The 16,076-nt window shown below is 44.9% G+C and carries 12 protein-coding genes; all 12 read right to left on the bottom strand.

Annotation, left to right across the window (positions count from 1 at the left end; translation table 11 throughout):
- Nucleotides 1–33: 33 nt before the first annotated feature.
- A complete protein-coding gene (tilS, locus tag AACT19_RS08055; protein WP_076645953.1) occupies nt 34–1,368 on the bottom strand; it encodes a tRNA lysidine(34) synthetase TilS in 1,335 nt (444 codons plus the stop codon).
- Between the two features lie 124 nt (nt 1,369–1,492).
- Nucleotides 1,493–2,452, bottom strand: coding sequence for an acetyl-CoA carboxylase carboxyl transferase subunit alpha (accA, locus tag AACT19_RS08050; RefSeq protein WP_004734336.1), 960 nt, complete (start codon nt 2,450–2,452; stop codon nt 1,493–1,495).
- A 45-nt stretch (nt 2,453–2,497) separates the two neighbouring features.
- The gene (dnaE, locus tag AACT19_RS08045) at nt 2,498–5,977 is read right to left on the bottom strand and encodes a DNA polymerase III subunit alpha (RefSeq protein WP_017084146.1); all 3,480 of its coding nucleotides are present in this window, start codon (nt 5,975–5,977) and stop codon (nt 2,498–2,500) included.
- Between the two features lie 193 nt (nt 5,978–6,170).
- The gene (rnhB, locus tag AACT19_RS08040; protein WP_017086234.1) at nt 6,171–6,791 is read right to left on the bottom strand and encodes a ribonuclease HII; all 621 of its coding nucleotides are present in this window, start codon (nt 6,789–6,791) and stop codon (nt 6,171–6,173) included.
- A 33-nt stretch (nt 6,792–6,824) separates the two neighbouring features.
- Nucleotides 6,825–8,021, bottom strand: a complete 1,197-nt coding sequence (lpxB, locus tag AACT19_RS08035) for a lipid-A-disaccharide synthase (RefSeq protein ID WP_076645952.1) — start codon at nt 8,019–8,021, stop codon at nt 6,825–6,827.
- A gap of 129 nt (nt 8,022–8,150) precedes the next feature.
- Nucleotides 8,151–8,939, bottom strand: a complete 789-nt coding sequence (gene lpxA / locus AACT19_RS08030) for an acyl-ACP--UDP-N-acetylglucosamine O-acyltransferase (RefSeq protein ID WP_017084148.1) — start codon at nt 8,937–8,939, stop codon at nt 8,151–8,153.
- Between the two features lies 1 nt (nt 8,940).
- Nucleotides 8,941–9,393 (bottom strand): 3-hydroxyacyl-ACP dehydratase FabZ, encoded by a 453-nt coding sequence (gene fabZ, locus AACT19_RS08025; protein ID WP_004734341.1) that lies wholly within the window; start codon nt 9,391–9,393, stop codon nt 8,941–8,943.
- A 93-nt stretch (nt 9,394–9,486) separates the two neighbouring features.
- The gene (gene lpxD / locus AACT19_RS08020) at nt 9,487–10,518 is read right to left on the bottom strand and encodes a UDP-3-O-(3-hydroxymyristoyl)glucosamine N-acyltransferase (RefSeq protein ID WP_076645951.1); all 1,032 of its coding nucleotides are present in this window, start codon (nt 10,516–10,518) and stop codon (nt 9,487–9,489) included.
- Between the two features lie 4 nt (nt 10,519–10,522).
- Nucleotides 10,523–11,023 carry an OmpH family outer membrane protein gene (locus AACT19_RS08015; RefSeq protein ID WP_004734343.1) on the bottom strand — a complete coding sequence of 167 codons (501 nt, stop codon included), beginning with the start codon at nt 11,021–11,023 and terminating at the stop codon, nt 10,523–10,525.
- A 27-nt stretch (nt 11,024–11,050) separates the two neighbouring features.
- A complete protein-coding gene (bamA, locus tag AACT19_RS08010; protein ID WP_017084150.1) occupies nt 11,051–13,456 on the bottom strand; it encodes an outer membrane protein assembly factor BamA in 2,406 nt (801 codons plus the stop codon).
- A 48-nt stretch (nt 13,457–13,504) separates the two neighbouring features.
- Nucleotides 13,505–14,863: a sigma E protease regulator RseP gene (gene rseP / locus AACT19_RS08005; protein WP_017084151.1), complete on the bottom strand. Its 1,359-nt coding sequence runs from the start codon at nt 14,861–14,863 to the stop codon at nt 13,505–13,507.
- A complete protein-coding gene (ispC, locus tag AACT19_RS08000) occupies nt 14,860–16,068 on the bottom strand; it encodes a 1-deoxy-D-xylulose-5-phosphate reductoisomerase (protein ID WP_017086231.1) in 1,209 nt (402 codons plus the stop codon). The genes rseP and ispC overlap by 4 nt, the downstream gene beginning before the upstream one ends.
- Between the last annotated feature and the right edge of the window lie 8 nt (nt 16,069–16,076).

The raw sequence follows: 16,076 nt of genomic DNA, 5'->3' as shown, positions 1-16,076 counted from the left end.
TAAAGTGACGGTGAATTGTGACACAAACTTTTTCTACTTGCTCCAAAGCGCTTCACAATCTTGACCTTCGTAGTTTTTATCTACGAATAAGCCTAAAACAGCGATCACTCGATCGCCATCCATTAATATCGGCGTTCTGCGTCTTAACCAACTGGGTACTTGGTACTCTTGAAACAGCTTCTTGAGTTTTCTACTACGCCCGCGCCCAACAGGGTGAGCCGAAAGTCCTTCAGGGTTAAAGATCACTCTTAGTGTTGCGTTTGTATCCGACAAACTAAAGCTTTGCACATCACGGTTGTTCGATGCGCCATCACTCAGTGCTGAATTTAAGCGTAGCTCCCCTAAGCCATCGGGTAGCGTCAAACTCTCTCCCATTGAAAGATGGCTTTGCCAGTCGGATAGGTCTTTAGTCTCTCTCACCAAATAGAGCTGATGATTAAAGCGTCGAACTTCGGCATCATTCAACACCAGCTTAGGGTTGGCGTCCGCCTGAGCGCATGCGACTTCATCCCAAATAAGCTTGAGCTGCTTTTGACTCGGCATCGGTTGATTGCAATGACTCAACCACATTCTTAGCAGGCGTGCTCGTAACAAGTCTGAGTGTTGAGATAACGCCTCAATGCTTAAGTTTTGGCTATTCCCTAAAGCTTGCTGAAAGTGTGATTCAAGCAACTCATCCAACAGTAACTCTTGCTCTGCACATAGCTGAGCACTACGACTGACTGACTCTCGGAAACTAGGCCAACGCTCGGTCAGTGCCGGAGTGACTTGATGACGAATAAAATTGCGGTCAAAGCGAACGTCTTGATTACTCTCATCTTCGACCCAAGTTAAACCCATGTCGTGCGCAGATTCTTCAATATCCGCTCGAGTCACTGACAGCAAAGGCCTCACAATAAACGCTTCGCCAAACGACATCACTTTCGCCATAGAAGAGAGTCCTTTCGGGCCACTTCCTCGCTTCAACGCTAACAAGAAAGTCTCAAGTTGATCATCGATGTGTTGACCTGTAATGAGAACATCACCAAAACTCAGGTACTTCTGAAACGCATTGTAGCGAGCATCTCGAGCCAGCTTTTCTACGCTCTCACCACTGTCGATATCCAGCGAGACTCGTTCTATAGCTAACGAAACCGACAAAGCATCACACCATGTTTGGCACTGCTCTGCCCAGTGATCAGCATTCTGGCTTAAACCGTGGTGAACGTGCACCGCGCAGCACTCAATGTCATAAGTTTGTGCGTACTGTGCTGCTAACTCCAATAAGACTCGAGAATCAACACCGCCACTGAAAGCCACGATCAATCGACTAGGCTTGAGTGCGCTTTGATGAAGTACAAATGTGAAGGTTTCGATTAAGTGAGTCATGAGCGAGTGAACCATGAGAGTAGGTTTGAAGGGAGAATATTTTAATAATAAAAAAGGGTTGGCACTGAGTCCAACCCTTTCATCATCTTGTTACTTGAAGCTGCCTCATTTCAAGGCACGCTTATCAGCAGTAACCGTAGCTCATTAGGCGTTGGTAACGACGCTCAAGTAGTGCTTCGTTATCAAACTGCTCTAGCTCTTCTAGCTGTTTAACTAGCATGTCTTTCATGTTCTGAGCCGTTTGTACTGGATCGCGGTGCGCGCCACCTAGAGGCTCAGGAATGATTTCGTCGATAAGCTCAAGATCTTTCAGACGAGGAGCAACTAGGCCCATCGCTTCAGCAGCTTGTGGTGCTTTATCTGAATCACGCCACAAGATTGAAGCACAACCTTCTGGAGATATTACTGAGTACGTAGAGTACTGAAGCATGTTCACGTAGTCGCCAACACCAATCGCTAGTGCACCACCTGAACCGCCTTCACCAACAACGTTACAGATAACTGGCACAGATAGGCCAGCCATAACTTTAAGGTTCTTTGCGATAGCTTCAGATTGACCACGTTCTTCAGCACCAACACCTGGGTATGCACCCGCTGTATCGATGAAAGTAATGATTGGCATGTTGAAACGCTCAGCCGTTTCCATTAGGCGAAGTGCCTTACGGTAACCTTCTGGCTTTGGCATACCAAAGTTACGAATCACTTTTTCTTTAGTCTCACGACCTTTCTGGTGACCAATAACCATAACAGGACGACCATTTAGACGAGCCATACCACCCACAATTGCTTTGTCGTCAGCGAAAGCGCGATCGCCCGCCATCTCTTCAAATTCTGTGAAGGCATGCTCCAGGTAATCTTTGGTGTACGGACGTTGCGGGTGACGAGCAAGTTGAGCTACTTGCCATGCACCTAGGTCACTAAAGATTTTCTGTTTAAGCTCTAAGCTTTTTTTCTCTAGTTGTTCAATTTCTTTGTCTAGATCTACCGCTGTGTCACCACCGTGACGTGAAACGTCACGTAGCGCTTCGATTTTTGCTTCAAGTTCAGCGATAGGCTTTTCAAATTCTAGAAAGTTCAGGCTCATCTATGAATCCTTGTTGATTCAGCTCCACAATCATGGAGCTAAATTTTAGTTAAATTCGAGTTCTACTTGGCTATTTCCAAGCAGCTGTTTTAATTCGTCTAGTAATGTATCACTTGGCGTCACACGCCATTCTGTGCCCAATGTTAACCGCGCTCTAGCGTCGGCACGCTGGTAGTATACATTGACTGGGACCGTTCCGGCTCTATAAGGTTCTAAGATTTGACTAAAGCGTTCAAAAAATTGACCATTAATTTGGGATTGGTCGATAGATATCGACACCCCACGAGCATATTTCTCACGGGCGCTTCCTAAGTCCATGACCTCACGCGCGGACATTTTAAGCCCACCATTGAAATCATCAAAGCTGACCTGTCCAGAAACGACCACTATTTTATCTTTTTCGAGCAATTCAGCGTAGCGATCGAGCGCATCCGAGAACAACATCACTTCCATTCGCCCCGATCGGTCGTCGAGGGTCATCAAACCAATTCGAGTTCCGCGCTTCGTGGTCATTACCCTAGCAGCAATGACCAAACCTGCAATCGTTAAAGACTGATCACGACGCGTCGGCGTCGCATCTTTCAAGCGACAGCTGGTGTATTTCGCGAGTTCTTTAATGTAAGCGTTAACTGGGTGACCCGTTAAATACAAACCTAACGTCTCACGCTCACCTTCAAGCCAAACCTTTTCAGGCCACTTCGGTACTTGGGTATACTTGTGTTCCACCTCTTCCGGAGCGTCAGTCAACACGCCAAACATATCCGATTGACCAAAAGACTCAGCGTGGTGATGTTGGCTTGCCGCCTTAACCGCATCTTTCAATGAGGCCATCATCGCTGCTCGGTGAGGACCTAATCTATCTAAGGCGCCCGACAGAATCAACTTTTCGATAACACGCTTGTTCACTTTTTTCAGATCAAGTCGTGCACAGAAGTCGAACAAGTCTTTAAAGTAACCGCCTTTGTTACGCGCTTCAATAATGGCTTCAATTGGGCCTTCACCCACCCCTTTAATCGCACCGATGCCATAAACAATCGCACCATCTTCATCCACATTAAAACGGTATAAACCGGAATTAATATCGGGTGGAAGAAGCTTGAGCTTCATACGGAAACACTCATCGACAAGGCCAATAACCTTTTCGGTGTTATCCATATCTGCGGTCATTACCGCTGCCATAAACTCCGCTGGGTAATGGGTTTTCAGCCACAGCGTTTGATAAGAAACCAGTGCGTATGCAGCCGAGTGAGATTTGTTAAAGCCGTAGCCCGCAAACTTCTCTACCAAGTCAAAGATCTTCATGGACAGTTCGCCATCAACACCATTGGCTTCAGCACCTTCTTTAAAGGTACCGCGCTGTTTTGCCATCTCTTCAGGCTTTTTCTTACCCATCGCACGACGCAACATATCGGCTCCACCAAGCGTATAACCCGCAAGGATCTGAGCGATTTGCATTACCTGTTCTTGATACAGGATGATGCCGTAAGTCGGTTCTAGTGTTTCTTTTAACGATTCGTGTTGCCACGTTTCATCAGGATAAGATACAGCTTCTCGGCCGTGTTTACGGTCGATAAAGTTATCTACCATGCCTGATTGCAGAGGGCCCGGACGGAACAAAGCTACCAATGCGATGATATCTTCAAAAGAGTCGGGTTGTAGACGCTTGATCAGATCTTTCATACCGCGTGATTCCAGTTGGAATACCGCCGTCGTTTCAGAATTTTGTAATAGGTTAAATGACGCTTGGTCATCTAGAGGAATCGATTCAATACGAACCGGCTCTTTACCCTCTTTCTTCAAGCGTGGGTTTACGAGGCCTAACGCCCAATCGATGATGGTCAGGGTACGTAGACCCAAGAAGTCGAATTTAACCAAACCGGCGGTTTCAACGTCATTCTTATCGAATTGCGTTACCGGGAAGTTGCCTTCCGCATCGGCATAAATAGGTGCAAAGTCGGTAATCGTGGTGGGTGAGATAACAACACCACCCGCGTGCTTACCGGCATTTCGCGTACAACCCTCAAGAATACGACACTTATCAATCAGTTCGCGTACTTCTTCATCACCGTCGTAGAGTTCTGGCAATGCTGGCTCAGCAAGGAAGGCCTTCTCTAGCGTCATGCCCGGATCAGGTGGAACTAGCTTAGAAATACGGTCAACGAAACCAAACGGGTGGCCCAAGACTCGGCCAACGTCACGAATTACCGCTTTTGCCGCCATAGTACCAAAGGTGATGATCTGAGAAACGGCATCACGACCGTACATCTCGGCTACGTGATCAATAACTTGGTCGCGTTTATCCATGCAGAAGTCGATATCGAAATCGGGCATAGATACACGTTCTGGGTTCAAGAAACGTTCGAACAGCAAGTCATATTCAAGTGGATCAAGATCGGTGATATCCAATGCGTAAGCCACCAAAGAACCGGCACCAGAACCACGACCCGGACCTACTGGTACGTCGTTATCTTTTGACCACTGGATGAACTCCATTACGATCAAGAAGTAACCCGGGAACCCCATATTGTTGACAACTTCAAGTTCAATCTTAAGTCGCTCATCGTATTCAGGTCTGCGTTCAGCTCGAATTTTCTCATCAGGGAATAGAAACGCTAAACGACGCTCAAGGCCTTCTTCTGATTTTTTAATCAAGAAGTCTTCAATCGCCAAACCTTCCGTTGGGAAGTTAGGTAAGAAGTATTCGCCCAGTCGAACTGTTACGTTACAACGCTTAGCAATTTCGACACTGTTTTCCAGTGCTTCAGGGATGTCTGAGAACAACTCACACATCTCTTCTTCACTACGCAAGTATTGTTGTGAGCTGTAGTTTTTCGGTCGACGTGGATCAACCATTGTAAAACCGTCGTGAATCGCCACACGAATTTCATGGGCATCAAACAAGTCTTCAGAAATGAAAACCACTTCGTTGGTCGCGACAACAGGCAGGTCTTCTTGTTCAGCAAGCTCTAGCGCAAAGTGCAGATAAGACTCTTCATCCGGGCGCCCAGTACGAATGAGCTCCAGATAAAAACGGTCTGCGAAATGTGTTTTGTAAAACTCAACGCTGCTTGCAACCAACTCTCGATTGCCTTTCAGCAACGCCTTACCAATCTCACCCTCTTTTGCTCCCGATAGAAGAATCAGGCCTTCGGCATGTTCAATCAGCCACTCTTTATCAATAACAGGCTGATGTTGTACATGACCACGAAGGTAAGCTTTTGAAATCAATAATGTTAGGTTGTTGTAACCTTTATTATTCGTTGCAATAACAGTGAGTTTGGTCAATTCATCGCCAAAATCCTGAGACTGCATCAAGAAGTCAGCACCAATAATTGGCTTAACCCCACACCCATGAGCAGTACCGTAAAATTTCACCAAGCCACATAGGTTAGTAAAGTCGGTCAATGCTAGAGCGGGCATACCCATTTCAGCGACTTTCTTAACTAATGGTGGCACCTTAGATAGGCCATCCACCATCGAAAAATCACTGTGTACGCGTAGGTGAACAAATTTTGGATCTGACATTATTTTTCCTGAGTTCTAGGTTTAGGCCTAGGATTACAACTGTGTGTATTCTATTTTTTTCTACCGCAAATAAGCAACTTTATTCGATGCCTTGCTCCGGTCAACATGAGTCTAAGCAATATAAAGCTCTAATCATTATAAAGCTCTAACCAATACTAAGCCCTAATCAATATACAGCCTTAGTCGACGAGCTTTAATCGAGACCTAAAATGCGCTTTACTGGCTTAAAGCTTTTGCGGTAATGCTCGGTTACACCGTGTTTTTCAATCGCTTCGAAATGCGCTTTGGTCGGATAACCTTTATGTTGAGCAAAACCAAACTCTGGATGAAGTTTATCAAGTTCTTCCATCTCTTGGTCACGAACAACTTTAGCGATGATAGATGCCGCACTGATTTCAGCAACTCGCAAGTCCCCTTTTACAATAGCAAGACCATCCATCGGCAGTTCAGGAACGCGGTTTCCATCGATTAGTGCCATATCAGGTTGAACGCTTAGCCCTGCGATCGCTCGCTGCATAGCAATCATGGTCGCTTGCAGAATATTCCACTCATCAATTTCTTGCGGGGAACAACGGCCAACAGACCAAGCCAAGGCTTTCTCTTTGATTTCAGGAAACAGAGCCAGACGCTTCTTCTCAGACAGTTTCTTTGAGTCGTTCAAACCTTCGATTGGATTATTAGGATCGAGGATAACCGCAGCAGTAACAACATCGCCAACTAACGGCCCGCGCCCTACTTCATCAACACCAGCAAATAATTGGTAGCCTTGAGGATACTCAAAAGGAGGAAGCTCTTTTTTCTCTTTTACTGCCATAATTCTTCTCTTAATGTTCTGTAAACGAGCACTTTATGACTCAACACATGGTCGATCTATCAATTTCAATACCGCGTTAGCCGCTTGTTTATCCGCGTCTTTACGAATCCAATGATGCATCTCGGTAAAGCGTTCGATTAATGCGCTGTTATCAGCGGATAGCATCTTATCGACAGACGGAAACAAGAAGTCTGGGTGACACTCTTCAAGAATATGCTCTTTCACAATCTCTTCGCCAGCCAAAATGTTCGGTAACGATACGAACTCAGTAATCGATAATTTCTTAACAATATAACCCGTCAGTTTATTTACTTTGTAGCCAACGACCATTGGGCGTTTCAACAACATGCATTCGAGAGCAACAGTACCCGAAGCTAACAGAACAGAATCAGCAGCGGTAATCACGTTGGTGGCGGTATCTTCTACCAATGTAAATTCAAGTTCAGGTGCCGTCGATTGCCAAATTTCAGTGAACTGCTTTTTACGCTGCTCATTAACGAGCGCAACAACAAAGTTGATATCAGGGTATTTTTGCTTAATACGCTGGCAAGTCTCAATAAAGGGTTGAGCAATCAAACTCATCTCACCACCGCGACTACCCGGTAATACGGCTAACCAAGGCTTATCTTGATCTAAACCTAAAAGCTCGCGAGCTTCTTTTTTATTCGGTTTTAGTGGAATGGTGTCTGCCAATGTATGACCAACAAATTCACAAGCAACATTATATTTATCGTAGAATGCCTTTTCAAACGGCAAGAAAGCCAGTACCAAGTCGGTTGCTTTGTCGATTTTAAAGATACGCTTTGGACGCCATGCCCATACTGAAGGGCTGACATAATGAACGGTCTTAATGCCCGCGTTCTTAAGATCCAATTCAAGTCTTAGGTTGAAATCTGGCGCATCAATACCAACGAAGACATCTGGCGGGTTTTGAGTGAAATACTTCACCAGTTCCGCTTTCACTTTTAACAAACGAGGTAAACGACCAAGCACTTCTACAAGCCCCATCACGGCAAGCTCTTCCATTTCGAAAAGAGACTCACAACCAAGCGCTTTCATTTTTGGTCCGCCAATACCCACGAATTCAGCATTCGGATATTGTGATTTGACCGCTTTAATAAAACCCTCGCCAAGCGTGTCACCCGAGAGTTCTCCGACGACGATACCTACGCGTAGAGGTTCATTCGAAACAAAGTCCGAGCTATTGGTTGCTGCTTCTTGCTGTGCCATAGTTTTCCAATTCCCTTCTTGCCTAAAACAAAAAAGACCGCCCAATGAGTAGCGATCTTTTTGTTATACCAATCTGATTAAGTCATTATTGTCGTACTTGATATGATTGGTAAACAATCATATCAAGTATTAACGAATAATACCGCGCTCAGAGTTCTCTAGCATTTCTAGCATAGGAGTAACCGAAGTAAACTCTTTCGCCATTTCAACTAAAGCCACTTTCGCTTCTTCAAGTGTTTTACCTGAACGGTATAACTCTTTGTACGCTTTCTGTAGTGCACGAATTTCTGGTTTCTCAAATCCGTTACGCTTCAGGCCCACTAGGTTAAGACCAAATGGAGCTGCATGGTTACCCTGTGCAAGCACGTACGGCAGTACATCTTGTACAACAGCAGAACAACCGCCAATGTAGGCGTAAGCACCTATTGAACAGAACGGGTGAATCGCAGATAGCGCCATTACACCAGCGTAGTCACCCACTGTTACGTGACCGCCAAGAATAGCGTTGTTACCAATGTGAGTGTGGTTACCAACAATAACATCGTGTGCTACGTGAGCATTAACACAAAGTAAGTTGTCATCACCGATCACTGTGGTTGCTTTGTCTTGAGTTGTACCACGGTGAATTTGAACCGCCTCACGAATCACGTTGCGATCACCGATCACAACTGTTGTCTCTTCGCCACCGTACTTCTTATCTTGGTTCTCTTCACCGATAACAGCGTGTGGGAAGATGCGGTTTTCTTTACCAATGGTTGTGTGACCTTTGATCACCACATGCGACATCACTTCAGTGTCGTCACCAATTGTCACGTTACCAGCAATGTAAGTGAAAGGCCCAACCGTCACGTTAGCACCGATAGTTACATCACCTTCGATTACTGCTGCCGGGTGAATTTTCGCTGTTTCATGAATCATATTAAAACTCTCTACGAGCACATTTAAGTTCAGCTGAACATACAACTACGCCGTCAACTTTAGCAACGCCGTTAAACGATGCAATACCACGACGCTCTTTTAAGAATTCAACTTCGATAATCAGTTGGTCACCTGGCACTACTGGCTTGCGGAATTTAGCTTTATCTACACTTGCAAAGTAGTAAAGCTCGTTACCAGAAGGGGCACCAAATGATTTAAATGCTAGAAGACCAGTTGCTTGCGCCATTGCTTCTAAGATCAACACGCCTGGGAATACAGGAAGTTGAGGGAAGTGGCCTGTGAACTGAGGTTCGTTAACAGAGACATTCTTAATCGCAGTCAGTGTTTTTTCTTTTTCAAAGCTAGTCACACGATCAACCATTAAGAATGGGTAGCGATGAGGTAATAGTTCCTGAATTTCAGTAATGTTCATCGTTGTCTGTTCAGTAGTCAAAGTCGTATTCCTATGTATATTCTTTATTTAATTAGAAGGATTATAAACGAAAAAGACTCGCTGTACGCGAGCCTTTTATTAGAAATGCTGGAATTATGATTCCGCGCTCTTCTCGATAAGTTTTTCAACGGTTTTCAAACGCTTGTTCATTTCATCAATACGATGTACACGCGTTGCTGTTTTACGCCAATCTTTGTTTGGCTGTAAAGGAATACCCGAAGAGTACATGCCTTTCTCAGTGATACTGCGCATTACCATCCCCATACCGGTGATTGTAACGCCGCCAACGATTTCAATATGACCATTAATCACACAACCGCCACCAATAATACAGTACTTACCTATCGTCGTGCTGCCTGCGATAATAGTACCACCTGCAATAGCAGAACCATATCCGATGTGAACATTGTGAGCAATTTGAAGCTGGTTATCTAAGATAACGTTATCTTCAATGATTGTGTCATCTAATGCGCCACGGTCGATGGTTGTACACGCGCCAATTTCTACACGGTTACCAATGCGAACTGAACCGACTTGTGGAATCTTAACCCACTCACCTTTCTCGTTCGCATAACCAAAGCCATCAGAGCCAATGACAGTGCTTGATTGAATCAAACACGCGTCACCAATCACGACTTCATGGTAAACACTTACATTAGCCCATAGCTTAGTGCCTGTGCCAATATTTGCATTTTTACCAATAAAACAACCCGCTCCGATGATCACATCATCACCAAGTACCACACCAGACTCAATCACAGCGTTCGCACCGATAGACACATTTTGTCCAATGGTTGCATCGCTTGAAATTGAAGCAGAATCAGCGATAGCCGCTGCGGGTGCAGGAGTAGTATCAAGCGCTTGAGCAACTTTAGCAAAAGCAACGTAAGGGTCGCTGACCACAATCACGTTGGTCTTACACAGTTCGCGCTCACTCTCTTTAACCATAATAGCGGATGCTTTACAGTCACCAAGGTGCTTGCTGTACTTCACGTTCGAAAGGAACGTAATGTTTCCTTCTTGCGCTTTATCCATAGGAGCAACTGCTGAAACGGTAACCATACCGTCTCCGTGTAGCTCTCCCCCGGTAATCGTTGCCAATTCGGCTAAAGTCAGGTTCTTCATAAACTTATTTCAGTGATTTAATTACTTGCTCAGAGATGTTGTATTCCGGCTTGCCGTACTGCAGAGCTTGAATATCAACAATCATGTCGTAGCCTTCTTTCTCTGCAACTTTAGTTACAGCATCTTGAATCACTTTGAATAGCTTCTGCTTCTCTTGTGCTTCACGACGTTGGCTTGCTTTTTCTAGTGCTTGAGCTTTGATTTTGTACTTACTGTCTAGTTGACCGACTTCGATACGAAGCTTCTCAACTTCGTCAGGACCTAGTAGTTCACCATCACGCTTAAGCTTTTCAATCTTAGTTTTTGCTTCTGCTTGAATGCTCTGCAGCTCAGCAGCTTTATCTTTGAACTCTTCCTGCATTTTTTGAAGAACAACTTCGCGCTGAGGTAGAGCCTGGAATACTTGTGCAGTGTTTACATAACCCACTTTTTGCGCAGCTTCAGCAGCTGTTGCAAAGAAAGAAGAGCTAAGAACTACAAGGCCTAAACCTGCTGCTTTAATCATATTTTTCAAAATATTGTCCTTTAAATATTAGAAAGTTCTACCAATGGTAAATGTGAAGAATTCTTCATCATCACCTTCGTAAATTTTAACGGGTTTCGCTAGAGAGAAAACCAATGGGCCCATCGGCGACATCCATTGAAGGGCTGCACCATAAGATGAACGGTAATTTGTTGGATCAGAGTAATCGTAGTAATACTGGCTGCCACTGTTAGGTGCACCACGGTCTACGAACTCGGTATCCCATACACTTGCCATGTCAAAGAAGACACTGGTTCGAATCTGGCTACGTGCTTCATCAGAAGCAAACGGCGTAGGTACAATTAACTCTAAACTTGCCAAGGCAACCGCATTACCACCAACCGAATCATCGGTTGCAGAGCTGTACGTTGGGTTGTTACCCGTACTGCTCCCGTAAACGGCTTTTGGACCCGCTGAGTTAGAGCCAAAGCCACGCAACGTTGTAAAGCCACCTGCGTAGTAGTTCTCGTAGAATGGGAACAAGTTATCATTACCATCCGTTTGACCGTAACCATTACCATAGCCTAATCGGCCACGCATCAAAAGTGTGAACTCATGCTTTTTGGTCAGCGGGATGTAATGTTTTACATCGTACTGAGCTTTGAAGTACTTAGCGTCAGAGCCTGGTACAGTCATTTTAGCGAAAGCACGTTGGTGGTTACCCTCGGTTGGGAAGAAACCACGGTTAAGGTTGTTACGAGTCCAAGAGATATTGATATCGAAGTCATCGGTTAAGATGTTTTCGTCACCATATTGGTTAATACTTCTCGCGAACTGTTCCACTTGGATATAAGTCGGAACGTTACCGATCTTGTTGTGCGTATAGCCAACACCAAATTCGATACGGTTCAGCTCATCCATAGGGAAGCCCCATGTCAGGCTGGTGCCGTAACTTTGGTTGGTATAGTCGACAATACCCGCTTCAGAGGCTTCGAATTCGTTGTAGAAGATCTTACCGCCTAAGCTCACACCATCAAGGTTCCAGTATGGGTCACGGTAGTCTAAGCTCACGTTCTTTTGGTAATCGTTCATCATGGCACTTACGCCAACACGGTTACCTGAACCCGCAAAGTTATCTTGTTGCAAACCAACTTGGAAGCTGACACCTGATTCGGTACCGTAACCAACACCAAAGTTGATGCTGCCTGAGTTCGCTTCCTTAACGTTGTAAACCAAGTCAACTTGGTCTTCACTGCCAGGAACACGCACTGTTTGTACATCAACCGTTTCAAAGAAACCTAAACGGTTAAGGCGGCTCTTACCGGTGTCAATTGACTTAGAGTTAAGCCAGCTGCCTTCCATTTGACGCATTTCACGACGTAGTACTTCATCTTTGGTCGAGTTATTACCCGTAAATCGAATATCACGAACGTAGATACGGCTGCCCGCTTCTACATTAATCACCAATGATACTTCTTTGGTCTCATCGTCAAATTCAGGAATAGTACGTACTTGTGGGTACGCATAACCAGACTCACCAAGAATACGTTTTACGCCCTCTTCTAGTGATGTCACAGAAGAGCCGTTATACGTATCGCCGTCTTCAAATGGAACTAATGCTTCAAAATCAGCCTCACGGCCAATCAGCTCACCGCGAAACGCGACATCTTTAACGGTGTAGGCTTCGCCTTCATCAATACCAAGCGTGATGTAAACGCCTTTCTTATCTGGAGAGATCGCTACTTGTGTAGAATCCACCTTAAATTTAAGGTAACCACGGTCAAGGTAGTACGATTTCAACGCTTCGATATCACCCGCTAATACTTGCTTCTGGTATTTTTCATCCGCAAGGAAATTCCACCATGCAACATCAACATTCAAGTTGAAACGGCTCAGTAGCTCAGCATCAGAGAAGACTTCATTACCAATAAAGTTGATTTGCTGAATCTTAGCGGATACGCCTTCAGTAAATACAAACTTAAGGTCAGAACGGTTACGTGGCAAAGGTGTCACAACCGCTTTTACTGTCGCGTTGTACTTACCAACACTGTAGTAAAAATCTTCAAGGCCTTTCTCGATGTTACTCAGCGTTGTGCGGTCAAGGGCTTCACCTTCACGAACACCAGATGCATCTAGGTTCTGCTGAAGTTGCTCTTCTTTGATCGCTTTGTTCCCTGAAAATGAAATGCTTGCGATGGTCGGTCGTTCTTTTACTTGAACAACTAAAACACCTTCATCGCGAAGGACCTTAACATCCTCAAAGTTACCTGAAGCATACAGTGCACGAATGATCTCAGATACATCGCCTTCATCCACTTCATCGCCAATACGCACTGGCATTTTCAGTAGAGCTGCACCAAGTGCAACACGCTGTAAACCTTCGATCTTGATATCTTGAACTACAAAGTTTTGTGCTCCGTTCGCAGCCACACTAGTGGCCAATAGACTTGCGAACAGAATTTGCTTAATCGCCATACTTATTCTAATTATTCCTTGCTACTACCAATGCCTGTGAGAAACCATTCACAGACGAGTAAAATCATTAAATATTGCCAGAGCCATCAAAGAGAAGAGGATTGCACCTCCCACTCTGTATCCCATTTCCTGAATTTTTTCAGGGACAGGTTTACGAGTAATGGCCTCAATAGCGAAAAAGAGCAAATGTCCGCCATCAAGCATAGGCAGCGGAACCAAATTAATAATACCCAAATTGACACTAATCAGAGCCAAAAAGCCTAAGAAGTAAACCAAACCGTAATCGGCGGTTGTACCTGCGCCTTTAGCAATTGAAATCGGGCCACTCAAGTTGTTTAAGCCGACATCGCCAACGATGAGCTTCTTGAGCATTGTCAGCGTCAAACTAATGATTTGACCTGTTTTATCAAATGCTTTTCCTACAGACTCAATTACACCAAATTGTAACTCAAAGCGATAATCTTCTGGCCATTCTGCGACTTCTGGAGCAATACCCGCATAGCCGATTATTGAACCATCAGAAAGCTCTCGACTTTTTGGCGTCATAGACAACGACTGTTCAAAACCATTACGCAGTACAATAAGGTTCATGGATTTCATCGGGTTCGAGCGAATTAACTCAACAACCGACTGCCACTGTTCAATTGGCTGCCCATTAATTTCAACAATTTTGTCACCAGCTTCTAGCCCCGCAGAGTATGCAGCGCCATCATCAATAACTTGAGCAAGCACTGTTGATATCTCTGGAGAGTACGGTCTAAAACCAAGCGTTGTCATTGCAGACTCAGTTTCTGGGTTGAACGACCAGTCTGAAATATCCAATGTCACCTGTTGCTCAAAGCCGATATCGTCTTGAGAAGAAACCGTTACTGTCATGGATTGGTCACCAATATGTGATATCAAACCCATATTGACTGATTCCCAATCTGCGGTTTTGATTCCTGAAATAGATTTAAGTTCCATTCCAGTTTCAATTCCGGCTTGTGCAACAATAGATTGCGGGGTGACCTCACCGATCACCGGTTTAACCGCAGGCACGCCAATCAAAAATACCAGCCAATACGCAAACACCGCAAAGATAAAGTTAAATGCTGGGCCTGCACCGACTATCGCCGTGCGTTTCCACAATGGCTTCTTGTCAAAAGCGTATTGCTGCTCTTCTTCAGAAAGGTCGTCAACACGCCCATCGAGCATCTTAACGTAGCCGCCCAGCGGAATCACTGACAAGCTGTATTCAGTACCATCACGGCCGATCTTGCTCCAGATTGATTTACCAAAACCAATCGAGAATTTTTCTACTTTCACACCACAACGACGAGCAACCCAGAAGTGTCCAAACTCATGAACAGCAACCAGGATACCAAGCGCTACAATAAAAGATGCGAAGTTCCACAGAATTCCACTCATGCTAGCTGCTCTTTAATAAATTGAATGGCTATTTGACGAGACATATTATCTAGCTCAAGAAGGCTTTCCAAGCTATCTAAACCCTCAGAGCTATATTGTTCACATACTTTGCTCATAACATGCTCATTAATGACAGCAATATCGGTAAACTTAACCCGATTGTTCAAAAAGGCATCGACTGCAATTTCATTGGCAGCATTAATTGCTGTTGTTGCATGCTGCCCTAGGTAGCACGCTTCAATTGCTAACCTTAAACATGGGTAACGGCTAAAATCGGGTTCTAGAAAAGTAAGCTCGCCCACTTTGGTGAAATCCAGAGGCTTAACGCCAGCTTCTGTACGCTCAGGATAAGACATCGTCAAAGCGATTGGCGTCGCCATATCGGGTTCACCCATTTGAGCAAGTACCGAGCCATCCTTGTACTGGACCATTGAATGAATCACAGACTGAGGATGAATAATGACTTTTAACTGTTCTTGAGAAGCATTAAATAGCCACTTAGCTTCAATATACTCAAGACCTTTATTCATCATGGTCGCAGAGTCAACAGAGATCTTAGGGCCCATAGACCAGTTAGGGTGTGCAATAGCGCGAGCCGGTGTTACCGAATCTAACTCAGCAACATCCGTATAGCGGAAAGGACCGCCAGAACCCGTCAAGAGAATATGGTTGATACCGTTCTCTTCCAGATTACAACGACCTAGATGGGTTTGTACATTTTGCGGTAGGCATTGGAAGATAGCATTATGCTCACTGTCTACAGGAAGTAGTTCAGCACCGTACTTTTCCACGGCGTCTATAAACAACTGCCCTGACATCACCAAGGCTTCTTTATTAGCAAGCAAAATACGCTTACCAGCCTTAACCGCAGCCATCGTAGGAAGTAAACCTGCCGCTCCCACAATCGCAGCCATTACCGTGTCCACTTCCTCTAGAGAAGCAACCTGACACATGCCTTCTGGGCCTGAAAGTACTGTAACGTTAGGGTAATTAGCGGACAGTATTTCAGTCAGCTGAGATGCTGCATCAGGGCAAGCCATAGCAATATAGCTTGGTTGCCACTTTTCAACTAACGCCAACATCTTTTCGACATTCGACCCGGCAGCCAGTGCCACGACCGAATAGAGATCTGGGTTTTGTTCAACGACTTTTAGTGTACTTGCACCAATTGAGCCGGTAGCGCCAAGGATAGTTAGATTTCGCATCACATATG

The organism is Vibrio sp. 10N.222.47.A9, from assembly GCF_963872585.1.
In the GTDB taxonomy this organism is placed as follows: Bacteria; Pseudomonadota; Gammaproteobacteria; order Enterobacterales; family Vibrionaceae; genus Vibrio; species Vibrio splendidus.
Note: the sequence above shows the minus strand (reverse complement) of the source record. Positions and strands in the feature narration are given on the sequence as shown.

What these genes read in the sequence shown, in the direction of transcription:
- tilS (WP_076645953.1), bottom strand. Translation starts at nt 1,368, where the DNA reads ATGACTCACTTAATCGAAACCTTCACATTTGTACTTCATCAAAGCGCA.
- dnaE (WP_017084146.1), bottom strand. Translation starts at nt 5,977, where the DNA reads ATGTCAGATCCAAAATTTGTTCACCTACGCGTACACAGTGATTTTTCG.
- ispC (WP_017086231.1), bottom strand. Translation starts at nt 16,068, where the DNA reads ATGCGAAATCTAACTATCCTTGGCGCTACCGGCTCAATTGGTGCAAGT.
- lpxB (WP_076645952.1), bottom strand. Translation starts at nt 8,021, where the DNA reads ATGGCACAGCAAGAAGCAGCAACCAATAGCTCGGACTTTGTTTCGAAT.
- AACT19_RS08015 (WP_004734343.1), bottom strand. Translation starts at nt 11,023, where the DNA reads ATGATTAAAGCAGCAGGTTTAGGCCTTGTAGTTCTTAGCTCTTCTTTC.
- rnhB (WP_017086234.1), bottom strand. Translation starts at nt 6,791, where the DNA reads ATGGCAGTAAAAGAGAAAAAAGAGCTTCCTCCTTTTGAGTATCCTCAA.
- lpxA (WP_017084148.1), bottom strand. Translation starts at nt 8,939, where the DNA reads ATGATTCATGAAACAGCGAAAATTCACCCGGCAGCAGTAATCGAAGGT.
- lpxD (WP_076645951.1), bottom strand. Translation starts at nt 10,518, where the DNA reads ATGAAGAACCTGACTTTAGCCGAATTGGCAACGATTACCGGGGGAGAG.
- accA (WP_004734336.1), bottom strand. Translation starts at nt 2,452, where the DNA reads ATGAGCCTGAACTTTCTAGAATTTGAAAAGCCTATCGCTGAACTTGAA.
- bamA (WP_017084150.1), bottom strand. Translation starts at nt 13,456, where the DNA reads ATGGCGATTAAGCAAATTCTGTTCGCAAGTCTATTGGCCACTAGTGTG.
- rseP (WP_017084151.1), bottom strand. Translation starts at nt 14,863, where the DNA reads ATGAGTGGAATTCTGTGGAACTTCGCATCTTTTATTGTAGCGCTTGGT.